The 19,726-nt window shown below is 66.5% G+C and carries 19 protein-coding genes; 5 read left to right on the forward strand and 14 right to left on the reverse strand.

What is annotated here, in order from left to right:
• Positions 1-113: 113 nt before the first annotated feature.
• Positions 114-3,140 carry a two-component regulator propeller domain-containing protein gene (locus ACZLIB_RS07415; RefSeq protein WP_478469915.1) on the forward strand — a complete coding sequence of 1,009 codons (3,027 nt, stop codon included), beginning with the start codon at positions 114-116 and terminating at the stop codon, positions 3,138-3,140.
• A gap of 324 nt (positions 3,141-3,464) precedes the next feature.
• Here the strand turns inward: ACZLIB_RS07415 and rnt are convergent, their stop codons facing one another.
• From rnt to pstS (ACZLIB_RS07470), 11 genes are all read right to left on the reverse strand, one after another.
• Entirely contained in the window at positions 3,465-4,115 is a 651-nt protein-coding gene (rnt, locus tag ACZLIB_RS07420) for a ribonuclease T (RefSeq protein ID WP_014036542.1), read from the reverse strand.
• Positions 4,116-4,284: 169 nt separating this feature from the next.
• A complete protein-coding gene (locus ACZLIB_RS07425; protein ID WP_317216878.1) occupies positions 4,285-4,806 on the reverse strand; it encodes an HvfX family Cu-binding RiPP maturation protein in 522 nt (173 codons plus the stop codon).
• 26 nt (positions 4,807-4,832) lie between these two features.
• Entirely contained in the window at positions 4,833-5,588 is a 756-nt protein-coding gene (locus ACZLIB_RS07430; protein WP_478469512.1) for an HvfC family RiPP maturation protein, read from the reverse strand.
• Positions 5,581-6,456 (reverse strand): HvfB family MNIO-type RiPP peptide maturase, encoded by an 876-nt coding sequence (locus tag ACZLIB_RS07435; protein ID WP_478469514.1) that lies wholly within the window; start codon positions 6,454-6,456, stop codon positions 5,581-5,583. Before ACZLIB_RS07435 ends, ACZLIB_RS07430 begins: the two co-directional genes overlap by 8 nt.
• On the reverse strand, positions 6,443-6,799 hold the full coding sequence (locus ACZLIB_RS07440) for an HvfA family oxazolone/thioamide-modified RiPP metallophore (RefSeq protein ID WP_032127903.1): 357 nt from the start codon (positions 6,797-6,799) through the stop codon (positions 6,443-6,445). The genes ACZLIB_RS07435 and ACZLIB_RS07440 overlap by 14 nt, the downstream gene beginning before the upstream one ends.
• 259 nt (positions 6,800-7,058) lie before the next feature.
• Positions 7,059-7,766 carry a phosphate signaling complex protein PhoU gene (phoU, locus tag ACZLIB_RS07445; protein ID WP_008265615.1) on the reverse strand — a complete coding sequence of 236 codons (708 nt, stop codon included), beginning with the start codon at positions 7,764-7,766 and terminating at the stop codon, positions 7,059-7,061.
• 97 nt (positions 7,767-7,863) lie between these two features.
• Positions 7,864-8,694: a phosphate ABC transporter ATP-binding protein PstB gene (gene pstB / locus ACZLIB_RS07450; protein WP_005408788.1), complete on the reverse strand. Its 831-nt coding sequence runs from the start codon at positions 8,692-8,694 to the stop codon at positions 7,864-7,866.
• Positions 8,695-8,713: 19 nt separating this feature from the next.
• The gene (gene pstA / locus ACZLIB_RS07455; RefSeq protein ID WP_032127902.1) at positions 8,714-9,577 is read right to left on the reverse strand and encodes a phosphate ABC transporter permease PstA; all 864 of its coding nucleotides are present in this window, start codon (positions 9,575-9,577) and stop codon (positions 8,714-8,716) included.
• Positions 9,577-10,545: a phosphate ABC transporter permease subunit PstC gene (gene pstC / locus ACZLIB_RS07460; protein WP_049421601.1), complete on the reverse strand. Its 969-nt coding sequence runs from the start codon at positions 10,543-10,545 to the stop codon at positions 9,577-9,579. The genes pstA and pstC overlap by 1 nt, the downstream gene beginning before the upstream one ends.
• A gap of 82 nt (positions 10,546-10,627) precedes the next feature.
• Entirely contained in the window at positions 10,628-11,716 is a 1,089-nt protein-coding gene (pstS, locus tag ACZLIB_RS07465) for a phosphate ABC transporter substrate-binding protein PstS (protein ID WP_049399479.1), read from the reverse strand.
• 582 nt (positions 11,717-12,298) lie between these two features.
• Positions 12,299-13,315 carry a phosphate ABC transporter substrate-binding protein PstS gene (pstS, locus tag ACZLIB_RS07470; RefSeq protein ID WP_049421598.1) on the reverse strand — a complete coding sequence of 339 codons (1,017 nt, stop codon included), beginning with the start codon at positions 13,313-13,315 and terminating at the stop codon, positions 12,299-12,301.
• 552 nt (positions 13,316-13,867) lie between these two features.
• Between pstS (ACZLIB_RS07470) and ACZLIB_RS07475 the strand changes: the two genes are divergently transcribed.
• On the forward strand, positions 13,868-15,100 hold the full coding sequence (locus ACZLIB_RS07475; RefSeq protein ID WP_478469515.1) for a porin: 1,233 nt from the start codon (positions 13,868-13,870) through the stop codon (positions 15,098-15,100).
• An 81-nt stretch (positions 15,101-15,181) separates the two neighbouring features.
• Here the strand turns inward: ACZLIB_RS07475 and nth are convergent, their stop codons facing one another.
• The 3 genes from nth to ACZLIB_RS07490 are packed head-to-tail and all read right to left on the reverse strand — an operon-like array spanning position 15,182 to position 17,014.
• Complete coding sequence (nth, locus tag ACZLIB_RS07480; RefSeq protein WP_049463598.1) at positions 15,182-15,874, reverse strand: endonuclease III; 693 nt, start codon at positions 15,872-15,874, stop codon at positions 15,182-15,184.
• Positions 15,874-16,227 (reverse strand): hypothetical protein, encoded by a 354-nt coding sequence (locus tag ACZLIB_RS07485; RefSeq protein WP_049399879.1) that lies wholly within the window; start codon positions 16,225-16,227, stop codon positions 15,874-15,876. The genes nth and ACZLIB_RS07485 overlap by 1 nt, the downstream gene beginning before the upstream one ends.
• Before the next feature lie 4 nt (positions 16,228-16,231).
• On the reverse strand, positions 16,232-17,014 hold the full coding sequence (locus tag ACZLIB_RS07490; protein ID WP_032127897.1) for an enoyl-CoA hydratase/isomerase family protein: 783 nt from the start codon (positions 17,012-17,014) through the stop codon (positions 16,232-16,234).
• 167 nt (positions 17,015-17,181) lie between these two features.
• Between ACZLIB_RS07490 and ACZLIB_RS07495 the strand changes: the two genes are divergently transcribed.
• From ACZLIB_RS07495 to ACZLIB_RS07505, 3 genes are all read left to right on the forward strand, one after another.
• Positions 17,182-17,883 carry an FKBP-type peptidyl-prolyl cis-trans isomerase N-terminal domain-containing protein gene (locus ACZLIB_RS07495; protein WP_032127896.1) on the forward strand — a complete coding sequence of 234 codons (702 nt, stop codon included), beginning with the start codon at positions 17,182-17,184 and terminating at the stop codon, positions 17,881-17,883.
• 136 nt (positions 17,884-18,019) lie between these two features.
• Positions 18,020-18,823, forward strand: coding sequence for a CoA pyrophosphatase (locus tag ACZLIB_RS07500; RefSeq protein ID WP_032127895.1), 804 nt, complete (start codon positions 18,020-18,022; stop codon positions 18,821-18,823).
• Positions 18,820-19,722: a sulfurtransferase gene (locus tag ACZLIB_RS07505; RefSeq protein ID WP_369352705.1), complete on the forward strand. Its 903-nt coding sequence runs from the start codon at positions 18,820-18,822 to the stop codon at positions 19,720-19,722. The genes ACZLIB_RS07500 and ACZLIB_RS07505 overlap by 4 nt, the downstream gene beginning before the upstream one ends.
• Positions 19,723-19,726 lie beyond the last annotated feature (4 nt).

Raw genomic sequence — 19,726 nt, forward strand, 5'->3', positions numbered from 1 at the left:
AGTTCCCCCCCGATGAGCCAGCCCGTTCCCGCCGGCATGCCGTCCCGCGCTGCCCGGCAGTTCCCGCATGCTGCCAGGCCCGGCAGCCCTGCATGGCCGCCGCCGCTGCACTGATGGCCGGACAGGGGGACATCGGGCGCTGGGTGGAGCGCTGCGGATCAGATATCGGTCGATGGCTGCGACAGGGCCTGCTGTGGCTGCTGCTGGCCCTTGCACTGCCGGTGGCAGCGCAGGAGGGGGCTCCGCCACTGCGCGACTACGCCATTGATGTATGGACGTCGCGCAACGGCCTGCCGCACAACTCGCTGCGCGACATCGCGCAGACCCCCGAAGGCCACCTGTGGTTCGCCACCTGGGAAGGCCTGGTGCGTTACAACGGCCTGGATTTCACCGTGTTCGACCGCAGTACCCGGCCGGGACTGCGCGACAACGGCATCGGCGCGCTGTTCGTCGACCGCCAGGGTGGGCTGTGGATCAGTGATTCGCGGGGCAATGTCAGCCATCGCGGCAACGATGGCCAGTGGCGTGTCTGGGAGCACCAGGCCGATACCCCGCAGGTCCTGATCCAGTCCATGCAAATGGACAGCCAAGGCCGCCTGTGGCTGCTGTATGAAGGCAAGGGCATCGGCTATCTGACGCCGGACACCGGCATCGTCTACCAGGCTCCGGCCGCCGACCTGCCGATGGCGATGAGCTTCACCAAGCTGGTGGTCGATGCGCAGGACCGGGTCTGGGCCGGCACGTTGGATGGACTGGTGCTGCGCGACAACGACGGGGTGCTCAAGCGCGCGCCCGCGGCGTGGGAGCTGGGCGCCGGCAGTGGCCTGTCGTGGCCGTACCGCGCTCCGGATGGCGCGCTGTGGATCGTCGCCGGCGAGCGCCTGTACCGGGTGGAGGATGATCAGCTGGTGCTGATGCACCGCCTGCCGGGGCAGCTGCACCTGACCTCGATGCTGCAGGATCGCCATGGCGACCTGTGGCTGGGCACCGAGAACCAGGGCCTGCTGCGGATCTCAGCGCATGGCCTGGAGCGCCTGCCGGCGGGCCTGAACCTGCCGGGTGGGCGCGTGGTCAGCTTGCGCGAGGATGCCGAGGGCAGCATCTGGGTGGGTGCCAACGGTGGCCTGTACCGCCTGCGCGAAACACTGTTCAGCAGCTACACCGAGCGCGATGGCCTCAGTGGCGACTATGTGCGCACCGTGTTCGAGGACCGCGATCGCCAGCTGTGGGTCGGCAGTGCCAGCGGCCTCGACCTGCAGACTGCTGATGGCCGCTTCCGCGCGATGCCGCTGCACAACCGCGGCGGCAAGGCACCTTCGGTGCTCAGCCTGGCGCAGGGTCCGGACGGTGACCTGTGGGTCGGAACGTTCGGTGATGGAGTCTACCGTCTTGGCCCCGATGGCCGGCTGCGGCACAACTATGCCGCCGCCGATGGCATGCCGGGCGGCAACATCCGCGCGATCAGCGTGGACCCGCAGGGTGTGGTCTGGGCCGGCACCCAGAAGGGCGTGGTCCGCATCGACGGCGACCGCGTGCAGGTATCAAGCGTTGCGGGTATGCCCAGCGGCCTGATCACCGCGCTTGAGCACGATCACCAGGGCAACCTGTGGATCGGCACCATCGAGGGCATCCGCGTACTGCGCGGCGACCACGTGCAGTCGATCGACCTCGCGCCGATGGGCGGTGGCCGCAGCGTGTTCGGCTTCCATCAGCTGGGTGACGCGATGTGGATCAGCAGCGACCGTGGCCTGTACCGCTGGCGCAACGGCACGCTGGCACGGGTGGGGCTGGAGCAGGGCATGCCGGTGGATGCGGTGTTCCAACTGGTGCCGGATCGCCTTGGCAACGTGTGGATCAGCAGCAACCGCGGCGTGCTGCGCACCGACATGGCCACCCTCAACGCCGTGGCCGATGGCCGCGCACCCCGGGTGGTGGTGGAGCGCTACAACGAGATTGACGGCATGGCCAACGCGCAGGCCAACGGCAGCTCCGGGCCATCGGCGATCCTGCGCCAGGACGGCACGTTCTGGGTGGTCACCGCCGGAGGCCTGAGCACCGTCGATCCGCAACGCCTGCAGCGTTTCCGCGAGCGTCTTTCACCACCGGCAGCGATTGAAAGCGTGCAGGTGGATGGCGCACCGGTGCATTGGGAAGGCCCGGACCGCAACTACATTCCCGGCGGCCGCCGCTTGGCGGTGAGTTATGTCGGCCTGAGCTACCTGATGTCTGACCGGATCCGCTACCGCACGCGGTTGGACGGCCTGGATACGGGGTGGGTCGAACGCGGCCCGCAGCGCAGCGTGGAGTTCGTCGGCCTGCCGCCGGGCGACTACACCCTGCACGTGGCCGCTGCCCATCCGAGTGGCAGCTGGGGCCAGCAGGAAGCGGTATGGAGCTTCACCGTGGAGCCGTTCTGGTGGCAGCGACGCAGTGTGCAGGTGCTGGGTGGCCTGTTGCTGCTGGCCGGGCTGGTGGCGCTGTACCGCCTGTTGCTGCAGCAGCTGAAGGCCAGCAACCTGCGCCTGGCACGGCGGGTGGATGAAGCCACCTTTGACCTGCAGGCCAAGACCGTGCACCTGCAGGCGCTGAACCAGGAAAAGACCGAACTGGCCGAGCGTCTGGCACGCCAGGCCGAGGCCTTCGAACGGCAGGCCCGCGAGGATGCACTGACTGGCCTGGCCAACCGCCGTGCCTTCGATGAAACGCTGGCGCGTGACTTCGCGCGTTCGCAGCGCAGCGGTCATCCGCTGTGCCTGGTGGTGCTGGATATCGACCACTTCAAGGACGTCAACGACCGTCACAGCCACAGCATCGGTGATGCGGTGCTGGTGCAGGTGGCGCGGTTGATCGCCGCCGCCAGCCGCGATTCGGACCTGCCGGCGCGCACCGGCGGCGAAGAGTTCGCGCTGCTGCTCAACGACACCCGCCTGGAGGAAGCCGCGCAGCTGTGCGCGCGCCTGCGTGGTCTGTTCCATGACCACCCCGACTGGGCCGGCGTGGATGGACTGCGCGTGACCTTCAGTGCGGGCCTGGTGGAACTGGATGCCGACGACCGCACCCCGGCACTGCTGTACCAGCGCGCAGACCGCGCGTTGTACCGCGCCAAGAGCGACGGCCGCGATCGTACGAGTATTGGTTGATCGCATCCACGCATGGCGTGGATCTACGGGTGTTGCCGTACCAACGGTCGGCACCCACCAGAGACGTGACCCACCACAGAAGTGATCGGCAGCCCCCAACGAGCGCAGCGACCCGCGGTTGCTCCCGCTTTTTCTGATCTTTCCGTGGCGCCAGCTGGAAACTGTCCGTGCCCGGGCGGGTGGGCTGCGCAGGGGCGTGAGCCGCATGGATGCGGCGACCGAGCTTACAGGGACGTACTTGCAGCGTCCCCTGCGCAGTCCACCCGCCCGGCCCTACCAGGAATCGCTGTCAGCCCGCCACGAGGGGCTCCGCCGTTGGCCGCTTCACCGCGGCCAGGCGTTGGCGATGGTGCAGAACAACCGCGCGGTCTGCTCGGTGTCGTACACCGCGCTGTGTGCCTCGTTGGCATCCCAGCCCAGCCCGGCGGCGGTGGCCGCACGCGCCAGCACGGTCTGCCCGTAGGCGATGCCGGCCAGGGTGACCGTGTCGAACACGCTGAACGGATGGAACGGGTTGCGCTTGTGGCCGGTCCGCGCCACCGCTGCGTTGACGAAGCCCAAGTCGAAATGGGCGTTGTGGCCGACCAGGATCGCGCGCTGGCAGCCGTATTTCTTCATCGCCGCACGCACCGGGGTGAAGATGTGGTCCAGCGCGGCCTTCTCTTCCTTGGCCAGCCGGAACGGGTGGTCGAGGATGATGCCGGTCACTTCCAGTGACTTCGGATCGATCTCCAGGCCCTCGGCCGGCACCACGTGGGCACTGGCGGTCTGGCCGGGGTAGAGCAGGCCGTTCTCGTCCATCTCGATCGGCACGGCGGCGATTTCCAGCAGCGCGTTGCGCTGGCTGTCGAAGCCGCCGGTTTCCACGTCCACCACCACCGGCAGGAAGCCGCGGAAGCGTTGTGACATCGCGCGCTGCGCCTGGGGGACTGCGGAATCGGGAGCGGCGGCAGGTGCGGGGGTGGGGTCAGTCATGCGTGAATTCTAGCAGAGCGACCCTGAGCGCCCGGCCAGCCCTCGGTGCATGCGTTCCCTGCGCGGGCGTGTGTCGACCAAGGTCGACACCTACCGGGACACCGCGCGCTCAGGATTCCGGTAGGTGCCAACCCTGGTTGGCACACGGTGCGCCGACCAGGTTTGGCGATTACCGGACTGCTGGCCGTGCAGGTGTGGCCGAGGGAGACCACCGCGCCAACCACGCATCCACGCTCAGCCTGCCGGCGCCGGTGAAGATCAGCGGCAGCAGCATCGCCATGAACAGTACTGGCAGCTTGAAGTTGCCGAAGCCCTGGTCAGTGATCGCGTAGCCCATGGCCAGGTCGGCCAGCGAGTTCCACTCCATCGGCCAATGCACCGCATAAGTGGCCACTACGGTCAGCACCAGCAGACTGGCGGCGGCAAACCGCGTGCCGAAGCCAACCAGCAGGCAGGCCGCCCCAATCAGCTCGAACCAGGTGGCAAGCTGCCAGTTCAGGGTGGCCGGCAGCTGGTCGAACGGGAACGGGAAAGCGTCCTGCAGGTCGGCGAACCAGTTCTGGCCGCGCAGCTTTTCGCGGCCGGATTCGAAGTATTCCCAGGCCAGCAGCAGGCGCAGGCCAAGCGGCGCCAACCAGGGGGCGAGACGGTCCAGCTGGCCGCGCGCGGCGGCCAGGGTCGGAAGGTTCATCGGTGGTTCTCCGGGGGGAAGGGGCGTCAGCCAGGGACTGTGAGCGGGCCGATCACGCCGGCCTGCAGGAACTGCTGCAGCAGTGCAGCACCGGGTTCGGCCAGCGCCTCCTCAGCCAGGCCGTGCGCGGCGGCCAATTGCCGCAGATAGGTATGTCCATCGAGGCCGGGTTGTTCGCCGATGCTGGACAGCAGGTATACCGCCAGCGGGCTGAGTGCGGCGAAGCGCACTTCGCCGTCAGCCTCACGGCGCACCAGCAGGCCGGTCGGTTCGGCTGGCGGGTGCATTGGTGCATCCTCGGCACCCAGCCGGTGCACCGGCCACTGGTACAGCAGCGGCCACGCCAGCGGCGAGCGCTGCAGTGGTACCTGCAGCGGATCGATGTTGCCCGGCGCCGGCAGCGGCTCGGCAGGAAGCTGGTACAGCGCGGTTTCCACCCACTCGTAGTGGGCCAGCTCGGCCAACGCCGGGTGCGGCAGCTGCGGCTGTGCCTGCAGCCACTGCACGAATTCGGCGGCCAGTTCGGTGAACAGCGGCGTCTGGCAGCGATGGGTGGCGAAGTAGTGGCGCACCAGATCGCTCCAGGCCGGTTCGCCGAGCAGGCGCACGCAGACCGGGAAGCCGTTGCTCAACAGGCCCAGCAGGTTGTTGAACAGCAGCCGCTGGTACACTGCGACCCGGCGTGGTTCCAGCCCGACCGGCGGTGGCACACCCTGCGGATCGCGCAGGTGTGCGGTGAACGCATGCTGCTGTGCGCGCAGAGTGTGGGAGGTATCAGCCATGGGCGATACCGGCATGGCTGGACTGCAGGCGGCGGATGGTCTGCAGTTCGCCCTGCAGCTCGGCGTACGGGGGGAAGTTGAAATCGCGTTCGAGCAGGGTGGGGCGTGGGCCGATGCGCGCGTAGGTACGCGCCAGCAGCTCCCAGACCGGGTCGATCACCGCGCTGCCATGGGTGTCGATCTTCAGGTCCGGTGCCTCGTCCAAGTGCCCGGCCACGTGCAGGCAGACGATCCGCTCTGCGGGCAGCCCGGCAATGAAGCTGTCGGCATCGTAGCCGTGGTTGCAGGCGTTGACGTAGACATTGTTGACGTCGAGCAACAGGTCGCAGTCTGCTTCGGCGAGCACGGCATTGGTGAAGGCCAGTTCGTCCATCGCCGGCTCCGGCGCCAGGTAGTAGGACACGTTCTCCACCGCGATGCGGCGACCCAGCAGGTCCTGCACTTGGGTGATGCGTGCGGCGGTATGGCGCACGGCTTCGTCGGTGAACGGAATCGGCAGCAGGTCGTACAGGTGGCCGTCGTCGCTGCAGTAGCTCAGGTGCTCGCTGTACAGCGGCACGCGGTGTTTTTCCAGGAACTGGCCGACCTGTTCCAGCAGCTGCGTATCCAGTGGCGCGCTGCCGCCCAGCGACAACGACAGGCCGTGGCAGCTCAACGGATGGCGCTGCGCCAGTTCGGCCAGTGCATCCCCGGCGGGACCACCGACATGGATCCAGTTCTCCGGCGCGCATTCGAGGAAGTCGAAGTCACCGGCCGGTGCATCGCGCAGATCCTGCAGCAGCGCCCGGCGCAGCCCCAACCCGGCGGCCGCCGCACGAAGCGGCGACCGCAGGTGGACGGCGCTGGCGCGGACGTCAGTGCTTGGCACCGCACTTGCCTTCGCCGCACTTGCCCTCGGCCGACTTCTTGTCGCCGCTCTTGGCCTTGGCGCCTGCCGCAGCACCGGCGGCCTTGCCCTTGTCGGCGCCGCACTTGCCTTCGGCACTCTTGCCGTCGGCACCACATTTGCCTTCGGCGTGCTTGGTCGCGTCCGCGGCCATCTTGGTGTCCGCTGCCTTGGCATCGGTGCTGGCCTTGGCGGCCTGGCCAGCGACCAGATAGCCCTGGGCCAGGTCGCTCATGCTCAGGGCCGAGGCACTGGCGGTCATGCCCAGGCCGGCGGCCAGGGCGGTAGCAGTCAGCAGGGACAGGGTCTTGTTGGAACTGCTCATCGGTGGTGCTCCTGGGTGGTGTGGGCGGTTGCCCGGGTCGCCGGCAGGGATGCCGGTGGAAGCGATGGTGCAGCGATCCTACTCAACGAATCCTCGCCAAGACCTCAAATTTTCGTGAGGTTTGTTACAGAAGGGGAACACGGTTTCCGGTAGATCCACGCCATGCGTGGATGAATTGCCGGAATGCCCAGAAACAAGAAGGCCGCTGTCACCAGGACAGCGGCCACCTTGGAGTCAACTCCGGTGTTGCAGTGCAGCGTCAGGGCTGTCCGGTGCTGGAGGTCTCGTCGCGTTTTTCACGTGGCGGCAGTGGCTGCTCGCCATGTACCAGGAACCACACGTTCTCGGCGATGTTGGTGGCGTGGTCGCCCACGCGCTCCAGGTTCTTGGCCATGAACAGCAGGTGGGTGCACGGGGTGATGTTGCGCGGGTCTTCCATCATGTAGGTCAGCAGCTCGCGGAACAGCGCGGTGTACTGCGCGTCCAGGCGGGCGTCGTCCTCGCGCAGCGCCAGCGCAGCGTCGGCATCGTTGTCGCGGTAGGCGGCAATGGCGCGGCGCACCTGCTGCGCGGCCAGGCGACCCAGCGCCCGCAGGCCCTGGATCTGTGGCAGCGGCGGCACTTTGCCCAGCGCGATCGAACGCTTGGCAACGTTGGCCGCATAGTCGCCGATGCGCTCGATGTCGGCCGGGATGCGCAGGCCGGCCAGGATCTCGCGCAGGTCGCGCGCCATCGGCCCACGCAGCGCCAGGCGCATCACGTCATGGCTGATCTGCTGCTCCAGCGCATCGATCGCTTCGTCGTTGGCGATGATGCGATGGGCGGCGTTCTCGTCGCGCTTCTCGATCACGTCCATCGCCGCTTCGAGCTGAGCGACGGCCATCTCGCCCATGCGCACGATTTCGGCCACCAGCCGCTGCTGTTCTTCGTCGTAGCTCTTGACGATGTGGTCGTTGGGAAGATTCATGGTCTGCAATCCGGGTAGAGCCAGGCCATGCCTGGCTGGCGTGATTTGTAGAGTCGAGCCATGCTCGACTGACATTGTCTGTCTGTCGACTGCCGTTTCAGCCGAAGCGACCGGTGATGTAATCCTCGGTCTGCCGCTGCGACGGCTGCGAGAAGATCACTTCGGTGCGGTCGTGCTCGATCAGGTCGCCCAGGTACATGAAGGCGGTGTAGTCGGACACGCGCGCGGCCTGCTGCATGTTGTGGGTGACGATGACGATGGTGTACTCGTGCTTGAGCTCTTCCACCAGCTGCTCGATGCGGCTGGTCGAGATCGGGTCCAGCGCGGAGGTCGGCTCGTCCAGCAGCAGCACCGACGGGCGCAGGGCCACGGCACGGGCGATGCACAGGCGCTGCTGCTGGCCACCGGACAGGCCCAGTGCGCTCTGCCCCAGCTTGTCCTTCACTTCGTCCCACAGCGCGCCCTGGCGCAGCGCCTGCTCGACGCGGTCGGCCATGTCGGCCTTGCTCAGCTTCTCGTGGTGGCGGATGCCGTAGGCCACGTTCTCGAAGATGGTCATCGGGAACGGCACCGGCTTCTGGAACACCATGCCGACCTTGCTGCGCAGGCGGTTCATCGGGTACTTCGGCGACAGGATGTTCTCGCCGTCCAGCAGCACTTCACCACGCGCCTCCAGCTTCGGGTACAGCGCGTAGATGCGGTTGAAGATGCGCAGCAGGGTCGACTTGCCGCAGCCGGAGGGACCGATCAGCGCGGTCACGCGCTTTTCCGGAATCTCCAGGTTGATGCCCTTCAGGGCATGGAACTTGTCGTAGTAGAAGTCCAGTCCACGCGCAGCCAGCTTCACCGGCGACGGCGTGTGCAGGCTCTCGTGCGAGGACGGCACGGCGATGCGCTGCATCGGCACGGCGTTGGAAAGGTCGTTCATGGCGTTATCCACGGAAAGGTCAGTCATGGGAGATACGGTTGCGCAGCAGGATGCCGCGGGCGGCAAGGCTGACCAGCAACACGAAGACAGTCAGCACCAGGGCACCGGCCCAGGCCAGCACCTGCCAGGATTCATACGGGCTGCCGGCGAACTGGTTCATCACCACCGGCACCGAGGCCATCGGCTGGAAGATGTTGTTGTTCCAGTACTGGTTGCCGAAGGCAGTGAACAGCAGCGGTGCGGTCTCGCCGGAGATGCGGGCCAGCGCCAGCAGGATGCCGGTGATGATGCCGGCCGAGGCACTGCGGTACAGCACCTGCACGATCACCTTCCACTGCGGGATACCCAGCGACAGGGCTGCCTCACGCATCTGCGAGGGCACCAGGCGCAGCATCTCGTCGGTGGTGCGCACCACCACCGGCAGCACGATGAAGGCCAGCGACAGGGCACCGGCGAACGCCGAGAAGTTGCCGCCGGTCTGCATCACGTACAGCGTGTAGACGAACAGGCCAAGCACGATGGATGGGGCCGACAGCAGGATGTCGTTGACGAAGCGGACCACGGTGCCGGCCTTGCGGGCGTTGCCGTACTCGGCCAGCCAGGTGCCGGCCAGCACGCCCAGCGGGGTGCCGATGCCGATCGCCAGCGCACACATCACCGCACTGCCGAAGAAGGCGTTGGCGAGACCGCCCTCCTGCATCGGCGGCGGCGTCATCTTGGTGAACAGATCCCAGTTGATGCCGGCCAGGCCCTTGGAGGCCAGGGTGAACAGGATCCAGCCGAGGAAGAACAGGCCGAACAGGGCGGTGGCGCAGGAGGCGGTGATCGCAACGACGTTGCCGATGCGACGGCGCAGGTACAGCGAATCAGCGGTGGTGGACATCAGTTGCCCTCCTTGCGGGACAGGCGCATCAGCATCAGGCGGGCGATGGCCAGCACCACGAAGGTGACGATGAAGAGGACGAAGCCGAGCAGCAGCAGGGCCGAGCGGTAGGTTTCAGTGGCTTCGCCGAAATCGTTGGCGATCAGCGCGGCGATGGTAGTGCCCGGTTCGAGCAGCGACGGCGACAGGCGCACGCTGTTGCCGATCACGAAGGCCACTGCCATGGTCTCGCCCAGGGCGCGGCCGAGGCCGAGGAAGATGCCACCGATCACCGCCGAGCGGGTGTAGGGCAGCACGATGTCCCAGCTCACTTCCCACTTGGTGGAGCCCAGCGCGTAGGCCGATTCCTTCAGGCGGGTCGGCACGGTCAGGAACACTTCGCGCATCACCGAGGAAATGAACGGAATGACCATGATGGCCAGCACGAAACCGGCAGTGAGCATGCCGATGCCCAGCGGCGGGCCCTGGAACAGCGGGCCGATGATCGGCATCTCGCCCAGGGTTTCGTTGAGGAACGGGGTGACGTACTCGGTCATCACCGGCACCAGCACGAACAGGCCCCACATGCCGTAGATGATCGAAGGAATGCCGGCCAGCAGTTCGATGGCGGTACCGACCGGGCCACGCAGCCAGCGCGGCGCGACTTCGGTGAGGAAGAAGGCGATGCCGAAGCTGACCGGCACGGCGATGACCATCGCGATGAGCGCGGTGACCAGGGTGCCGTAGATCGGAGCGAGGGCGCCGAACTTGTTTTCGACCGGATTCCAGTCGGCGGAGAAGAAGAAGCTCAGGCCCTGCATCTGCAGGGCATGGCGGCCGCCCCACAGCATCGACAGCGCGGCGCAGGCCAGGGCGATCAGGACGAAGATGACGGTGCCGACCAGCACCCATCGGAACAGTTTGTCGTTGCGGGCATCACGCGCATCACGCGTGGACGGGGCGGCTACAGGCTGGGCGATGGCATTCATGGGGACGGCAGGGCCAGGAAGGGGCGGGGCGGCACGGCGTGGAAGAAGCGGTGCCCGCTCGGGGCGGGCACCGTCGTGTCCATCACTTCAGGTCGGTCGCCCAGTAGGCCTCGATCTGCTTGACCAGTTCGGCCGGCAGCGGCACGTAGTGCAGCTCGTTGGCCTGGGCCTGGCCGTTCTCGAAGGCCCACTTGAAGAAGGCCAGGGTGTCCTGGTTGCGCTTGGCGTCCTTCGGCTGCTTCTGCATCAGCATGAAGTTGGTGGCGGTGATCGGCCACGCCTGCTCGCCCGGGGCGTTGGTGATGACCAGGTTGAAGTCCTTGGCGCTGGCCCAGTCGGCGCTGGCAGCCGCAGCGGCGAAGGTTTCCGCGCTCGGCTCGACCCAGTTGCCGGCGGCGTTCTGCATGGCGGTGTACGGCATGCCGTTCTGCAGCGCGTAGGCCAGTTCGACGTAGCCGATCGAGCCCTTGATCTGCTTCACGTAGGAAGCGACGCCTTCATTGCCCTTGCCACCGACGCCGTCCGGCCACTGCACCGAGGTGCCTTCGCCGACCTTGCTCTTCCACTCCGGGCTGACCTTGGACAGGTAGTTGGAGAAGTTGAAGGTGGTGCCCGAACCGTCCGAACGGTGGACCAGGGTGATCTTGCCGTCCGGCAGCTTCACGCCCGGGTTGGCGGCGACGATGGCCGGGTCGTTCCAGGTCTTGACCTTGCCCAGGAAGATGTCGGCCAGCAGGGCGCCGCTCAGGCGCAGCTTGCCGGTTTCCAGGCCTTCGATGTTGACCACCGGCACCACGCCGCCGATGGCGGACGGGAACTGGGCCAGGCCGGCCTGGGCCAGCTCTTCGCTGCTCAGCGGCTTGTCGGAGGAACCGAAGTCGACGGTGCCGGCCTTGATCTGGGCGATACCGCCACCGGAGCCGATCGACTGGTAGTTGATCTTGGCACCGGTGCTGGCGTTGTAGTCAGCCGACCACTTGGAGACCAGCGGGAAGATGAAGGACGCGCCCGCGCCGGACACTTCGGCGGTCACCTTGGCACCGGCAGCGGCCGGGGCGGCGGCACCGTCGGCAGCCGGCTGCTGCGCGGCCTGCTTGTCGCCACCGCAGGCCGACAGGCCCAGGGCGATGGCCAGGGAAAGGGCGGCAAGGCCGGCCGAGTGCAGTTTCATGGTCACTCCATAGCGGGGAAGAGCCGACGTCGTCGGCGGATGCGGCTATGAAATGATGTTTTTGTTACAGCCGTATTACGACCATGACAGAGGTGTCCTGGATCACGTTCTGACAAGGGTTTCACGGGGTTGGCCTCCATTCGGAAGCTCCCCGGAGACCCCGGATCTGCGCACCGATATGACGGCAGGCACAAGGTACAGCCGAGCCCATGCTCAGCTGCGCGCGAGGCCAGGCCAGAAGCAGCCGAGCATGGGCTCGGCTCTACAAACACTCCTGCCTTTGCTCCTGCCTTCCATGACCCCACCGCGCCCCCGTTGAATCCGTCCAGAGGCGGTGGGCCAGGGCGTGCAGGACCGTCCACGGCATGGATGCCGTGGCCGAGCCCCCAGGGACGGGTTTACGGCGTGTCCTGCACGCCCTGGCCCACCGACTTCCCCACGGATCAGCGAAGGCGCAGCGCTCTTCACGATCAACCCCCAAAAACAAGAAGAGCGCGAGATCTCGAGGATCTCGCGCCCGGGGTGGGATCGGTGGGGGAGAGAGGACCCGCCGATCCCGTTCCTGCGGGGGAACGCGCTTGCTTACTTCAGGTTCTGCGTCCAGTAGGTCTCGATCTGGCGGACCAGGCTGTCCGGCAGCGGCACGTAGTCCAGCTGGCGGGCCTGGGCATCGCCGCTCTTGTAGACCCAGCGGAAGAACTCCTGGGTGGCCTTGCCGTTGGCAGCGTTCTTCGGCTTCTTGTGCACCAGGATGAAGTTGGTGGCGGTGATCGGCCAGGACTCGGCGCCCGGGGCGTTGGTCATCACCAGGTAGAAGTCCTTGGCGCTGGCCCAGTCGGCGCTGGCAGCAGCGGCGGCGAACGACGCGTCGCTCGGCTGCACGAAGCGGCCGGCGGCATTCTTCATCGCGGTGTACGACAGCTTGTTCTGCAGCGCGTAGGACAGTTCGACGTAGCCGATGCCGCCCTTGATCTGCTTCACGTAGGCAGCAACGCCCTCGTTGCCCTTGCCGCCGATGCCGGCCGGCCACTGGACCGAGGTGCCTTCACCGACCGAGCTCTTCCACTCCGGGCTGACCTTGGACAGGTAGTTGACGAAGTTGAAGGTGGTGCCCGAGCCATCCGAGCGGTGCACGACGGTGATCTTGGCGCTCGGCAGGGTCACGCCCGGGTTCAGCGCGGCGATGGCCGGGTCGTTCCAGGTCTTGATCTTGCCCAGGAAGATGTTGGCCAGCACGGTGCCGTCCAGCTTCAGCGCGCCCGGGGCGATGCCGGCCACGTTGACCACCGGTACCACGCCGCCGATCACCGACGGGAACTGCGCCAGGCCCGCAGCAGCCAGTTCTTCCGGCTTCAGCGGAGCATCGGAGGAGCCGAAATCAACGGTCTTGGCCTTGATCTGGGCGATACCACCGCCGGAGCCGATCGACTGGTAGTTGACCTTGTTGCTGGTGGCGGCGTTGTAGTCGGCCGACCACTTCGACATCACCGGGTAGATGAACGATGCGCCCGCGCCGGTGATTTCAGCGGCGTTGGCGGCGAACACGGACGACGCTGCGAAGACGGCAACGGCAACGCGCGACTTGAAGGCGTGGATCACGGGGTGGCTCCTGGGTTGATTGGGATGCGGGGTTACCCGCCCGGCGCACATTCCATAACGGTTCGATGACAGCGCAGGGACCGTTGTATGACGCAACCGTTACAGCGCTGCCCGGCGCCCGCACAGCCAGGGGCGTGAAGGTTCTGAGTGCTGCGGGCAACGTGATGACCATGCGCCGGAGACGGCCGTGGCCCGGTTGCGATCACGTTCTATATGTCGCTGATGGACTGCCCGGTGTGGTCGTCAATGCCATCCCGGCCTGGCATTCCGCAGTGATGCCGCGTCATCCACACGAAACCATCAATGCAGGTGAGCGCTGCGCGGCGGTCGGCCCGGGCCGGGACGCTGATACGTGACGCCATATGCCGCAAGGGATCGACAAGCATGTGGCGGCAAATGAGTCGTACGCATGACCGCACGAAGAAATCTGTGGTTGGTGCTCAGGTTGTCATTCGGCTGTCATGGTTTTAACGGAATGTTCGCAAAACGCTTGACCGGCCTGCCGGCGTGGCGTTCTGCCCAAGCCATTCCAACCCTCTGGAGAAATCCAAAATGCGTTCCCATTTGCTCGCCGCCGCGGTCGTTGCAAGCCTCGGTCTGGTTTCCGCCGACGCCTTCGCAGCTCCCGCCAGCACGGGCGTATCCCAGGCACAGCTGCAGCAGCTGCAGGCGCAGATCGCTGCCCTGCAGGCCCAGGTCCAGCAGTTGCAGAACGATTCGCAGGCGCTGCAGGCACAGTCCGATGCGCAGTCCGAAGTGAACATCACCCAGGCCCAGGCCCTGGAAGGTGCACAGAAGACCCAGACCAGCGTCGACAAGCTGGCCAAGCTGGTCAATGACAACAAGATCGGCGGTCGCATGTTCTTCGACCTGACCAACATCGACAAGACCAGCAACGGCAAGGACACCGCCGCCAGCGGCACCGGTCTGGACGTCAAGCGCTTCTACCTGACCGTCGACCACAAGTTCAACGACATCTGGTCGGCCAACCTGACCACCGACTTCCAGTACAGCTCGGCCATCGGCAACACCGAACTGTTCGTCAAGAAGGCCTACGTGCAGGGCAGCTTCGACCCGGCCTTCAACCTGCGCGTCGGTGCCGCCGACATGCCGTGGATTCCGTATGTCGAGAAGTTCTACGGCATGCGTTATGTCGAGAACACCCTGACCGACCGCCTGAAGTACGGCAACTCGTCCGACTGGGGCCTGCATGGCTTCGGCAACCTGGGCAACAACTTCAACTACGCGGTCTCGGTTGTGTCCGGCGCCGGCTACAAGAACCCGACCCGCAGCAAGGGCATGGACGTGGAAGGCCGCGCGGCCTATACCCCGAACGAGAACTTCGTGGTTGCCGTCGGTGGCTACAGTGGCAAGCTGGGCAAGGAAACCGACATCCAGAGCGCCGAGAACACCTACACCCGCGCCAATGCGATGGTGGCCTACGCCAGCAGCGACTTCCGCGTCGGTGGCGAGTACTTCCAGGCCAAGAACCTCAACAACGTGATGACCGTTGCCACCGACAAGACCAGCGGCTGGTCGGTCTGGGGCAGCGTGCGCGTCACCGACGGCGGCATCAACGTGTTCGGTCGTTACGATGACACCGACGTCAGCAAGACGCTGGACCCGACCCTGAACGACAAGTACTGGAACGTCGGCGTCGAGTTCCCGGTCATGAAGAACCTCAAGCTGTCGACCGTGTACAAGTACACGCACCTGGCCAACGCCAGCGACAAGAAGAACGACAAGACCAAGGAGTTCGGCGTCTGGGGCGACCTGTCGTTCTGATGTCCTGAAGCACTCTTGTCTACAAGCAAAGACGGCGGGCCCTGTGCCCGCCGTCCTTGTTTTGTCACACCACGAACGCGTTCACGCCTCGGCCGTGGTCTTTTCCTTGAACCGGCACAGGTCGGCGATCACGCAGCCCGGGCAATCCGGCTTGCGCGCCTTGCACACATAACGTCCGTGCAGGATCAGCCAGTGATGCGCGTCGAGCAGGAACTCGGCCGGAATCACCTTCACCAGTTTGTCTTCCACTTCGCGCACGTTCTTGCCCGGGGCCAGGCCGGTGCGGTTGGAGACGCGGAAGATATGCGTGTCCACCGCCATCACCGGCTCACCGAACGCAGTGTTGAGCACCACGTTGGCGGTCTTGCGGCCCACGCCCGGCAGCGCTTCCAGTTCATCGCGATCGCGCGGCACTTCACCGCCGTGCTTCTCCAACAGGATCGCGCAGGTGGCGATCACGTTCTTCGCCTTGGCGTTGAACAGACCGATGGTGGCGATGTACTGCTTCAGCCCGTCCTCGCCAAGCGCGAGGATCTTTGCCGGGGTATTGGCCACCGGGAACAGGCGGCGCGTGGCCTTGTTGACGCCCACGTCGGTGGCCTGCGCCGACAGCGCGACCGCCACCAGCAGTTCGAACGGTGAGCTGTACTCCAGTTCGGTCTTCGGGTGCGGATTGAGTTCGCGCAGGCGGGTGAACATCTCCACCACGTCGGCGCGCGGCATGCTGCCACCGCGTCGCGCCGGCGCGCGCGGGGTCTTCTTCGCAGCGGCCATTACTGCTCCTTGCCGGTGGCGCGGGCCTTGGCCCGGGCGAGAATCGCGGCGGCGGCCGGGGGCAGGGCGGGCTTCACGTCCGGCGCCGGGGCTGGCGTGCGTCGCGCATCGCGTTCGGCCTCGCGGCGCGCCAGGCGCACGGCACGGGCACGGTAGCGTTCGCGTGCGGCCCAGGCCGCGTGCAGCTGCTGCTGGGCCTGCTGCAGGCGTCGTGGAAGGTCCGGGTGGCCGGGCAGCAGCTGTTCGTCGCCGGCACGGGCAACGTAGTCCATGAGGCCGGCCTGCAGGGCGCCATCGAGATCGTCTGCCTGGACCCGGGCGAACAGCTGCGCGGGGTTGGGTCGGGATGCCATGGCGTCAGCGGTTCTGGAAGGCCGGCGGGCGGCGCTGCAGGAAGGCGCTGGTGCCTTCGCGCATGTCTTCGGTGGCGAACAGCAGGCCGAACTGCGCGCTTTCGTACTCCAGCCCAGCCTCCAGGCTGCATTCACCACCCACGTGTACCGCGTCGAGCAGGCCACGCAGGGCCAGCGGGGCCGAGCGTGCCAGCTGGCGCGCGATGTCCTGTACACGGTTGTCCAGCGCATCGGCGGGCACCACCTCGTTGACGATGCCCAGTTCCAGCGCACGCGCGGCGTTGATCGGTGCACCCAGCAGGCACAGCTCCAGGGTGGCGGCGCGGCCGCACAGGCGCAGCAGGCGTTGACTGCCGCCGAAGCCGGGAATCAGGCCGAGATTGATCTCCGGCTGCCCGACCTTGGCCGTATCGGCAGCGATGCGCAGGTGGCAGGCCATGGCCAGCTCCAGCCCGCCGCCCAGGGCGAAGCCGTTCACGCGTGCGATCACCGGCTTGGGCATGCGCTCGATCTGGCGCATCAGGGCCTGGCCGAGCAGGGAGAAATCACGTCCCTGAACCGCACTGAGTGTGTTCATCTCGGCGATGTCGGCCCCGGCCACGAAAGCCTTCGGACCGGCACCGGTCAGCACCACCACGCGCACGTCCGGGTCGGCTGCGGCGGCGCTGAACGCCTCGGTCAGCGCCTGCAGGGTCGCGGCATTCAAGGCGTTGAGCTTGTCCGGGCGCTGGACGGTCACGGTGCGGATGGCGCCGTCGTCGGCGACAGCGATCAGGGCATCGGCCACGGGGAAACTCCTGAAACGTTAAAAAAAAGTGAGATTGAACTCCGCCAACGCAGACGGGTCTTAGCCTGCATCGTGAGTAGCGGTTACACGTTGTGCCCGTTATCCTAACCCGTCGCCTCAGGGCGGCGCAGAACGTCCCTGAGTTACCACCCCTGGAGAACTGTTTGATGAAGTTGCGTTCTATCGCGGTCGCCGTCGCGGCCCTGGCCCTGACGGGCAATGCCTTCGCCCAGGACGTCTCGTCCGAAAAGGGCAAGCTGAGCTACTACTTCGGTTACGACTACGGCAACAACCTGGCGGAGCTGACCGGTCGTGGTGAGCAGCTGGACATCAACTCGGTGGTGAAGGGCCTGCAGGACGCCTACGCCAAGAAGCAGCCGGCGATTACCGCCGACCAGCTGAAGCCGGCCGTTGAAGCGTTCCAGAAGCGCGAGCAGGGCCGTGCCCAGGCTGCCAAGGCCGAGTACGAAAAGGCTGCTGCCGAAAACAAGACCAAGAGCGATCAGTTCATCGCGGCGAACAAGGCCAAGGCCGGCGTGCAGTCCCTGCCGAGCGGCGTCCAGTACCGCGTGATTGAAGCCGGCAAGGGCGCCAAGCCGACCCAGGCCAGCACCGTGCAGCTGGAAGTGGCCGGTCCGTTCCCGTACGGCCAGCGCCCGACCGAAGCCCGCCCGGCCCAGCAGATTCCGTCGATCAAGGTCAGCGAAGTCGAAATGAAGGCCATGCGCGAGACCCTGCTGCAGATGCCGGCTGGCTCGAAGTGGGAAGTCACGCTGCCGCCGGACCAGGCCTACGGTGCCGACCCGCGCACCCCGTTCCCGCCGAACGTGGCTGTGCAGTTCGAGATCAAGCTGGTCAGCGTCAAGTAAATCGAAGCGGTAAACGAAACGCGCCGGTGATCCCACCGGCGCGTTTTTGTTTGCGCGGAGCGCGACGCTGCCGTGCACTGCATATTGACCCCGCGCAAGTTCAGCCCGATCGCGCTACTGTTGTCGGGTGCAAACAATGGAAAAAACGGCGCGTGTTGTCGCAAGTCCCTGCATCGGAGTGTGCACGCTGGATCCGCACCGGCAATGCACCGGCTGCGGGCGGCATATCGATGAGATCGCGCGGTGGTCGTCGATGAGCAACGAGGAACGCAGCCGCATCCTGCATCGCGTGCAACCTCTGCGGGAACAGCTGCAGCAATCACTGCGCGGCTCGCTGGCTGATCACGAGCGCCTGATGCGCGCGCTGCATCCACTGGCCGAGCCGCCGGCCGGCGACGGCTGGAACCGCAGTGAACTGATCGATCTGCTGCCGCCCGGGCCCCCGGTGGAAGCCGCCGTACTGGCCGGCATCGTGCCGCGCGCCAACGGCGCACAGGTCATTCTCACCCGTCGCACCGAAACCCTGCGTACCCATGGTGGCCAGGTCGGTTTCCCCGGTGGCCGCACCGAACCCGATGACCGCGATGCGTTGGCCGCTGCACTGCGCGAGAGCCAGGAGGAAATCGCATTGGCGCCCGGCCAGGTGCAGGCGCTGGGCTATCTCGATCCCTTCGTGACGATCACCGGCTACCGGGTCACGCCGGTGGTGGCCGTGGTCGATCCGGATTTCGTGCCGGTGCCACAGCCCAGTGAAGTGGCCGAAGTGTTTGAAGTGCCGCTCGATTACCTGATGGCAGCCGACAACCTGCACCAGGTCGAAATCAATCATCGCGGCCGCGTCCGCCACGTCCTCGAATATGGCTGGCCCGGCCAGCGCATCTGGGGCGCCACCGCCGCCATCCTCTACAACCTGCGTCGCCGCCTGGAGCAAGTGCAATGAAGCCGATCGATCCGCCGTGGACCACCCTGGTCGATGTCGCCACCCTGGCCGCTGCATTGGGCGAGGGCGTTCGCGTGGTCGACGCACGTGCTACTGCCAGTACCGCCGTACGCGTGGTCGATGCACGTTCCTCGCTGGCCGATCCGCAGGCGGGTAACGGCCAGTATCTGGCGGGGCATGTTCCGGGCGCGGTGTATGCCGACCTCAATCGGGACCTGTCGGATCTGACCCGCAGCGGCCACGGCCGTCACCCGCTGCCGGACAGCGATGCCTTCGCCGCGAAACTGGGCCAGTGGGGCATCGGTCCCGACACCCAGGTGGTGGTCTACGACGGCAGCGATGGCAGCATGGCCGCCTCGCGCCTGTGGTGGCTGCTGCGCCTGATCGGGCACAGCAAGGTGGCCGTGCTTGATGGTGGCATCGCCGCATGGCAGGGCGCAGGGCATCCCTTGGCGACGGGGCAGGATGAGGTGACCGCGCTGCCGGTTTACCCGGGCCGTTTCGACACCACCCAGATCGCCAATGCCGAGGAAATCAGCGCACGCCTGAAGCACGCGCCGGGCTGGTTGGTCGACGCACGCGCAGGCGAGCGCTTCCGCGGCGAAGTGGAGCCGCTGGACCCGGTCGCCGGCCACGTGCCCGGCGCGGTCAACCGTCCGTTTGCGTTGAACGTCGCCGACGGCCGCCTGCGTGATGCACAGGAACTGCGCGCCGAACTGCAGGGCGTGATCGGCAACCGTGAGCCGCAGCAGGTGGTGCTGATGTGCGGCTCCGGCGTCACCGCCTGCCACCTGTTGCTGGCGATGGAAGCGGCCGGTCTGTCCGGCGCACGCATCTACGCCGATTCCTGGAGCGGCTGGGTGAGCGACAGCAGCCGCCCGGTCGCCACCGGCGCCTGAGCAA

This window comes from Stenotrophomonas sp. 220_Sma (assembly GCF_056487375.1).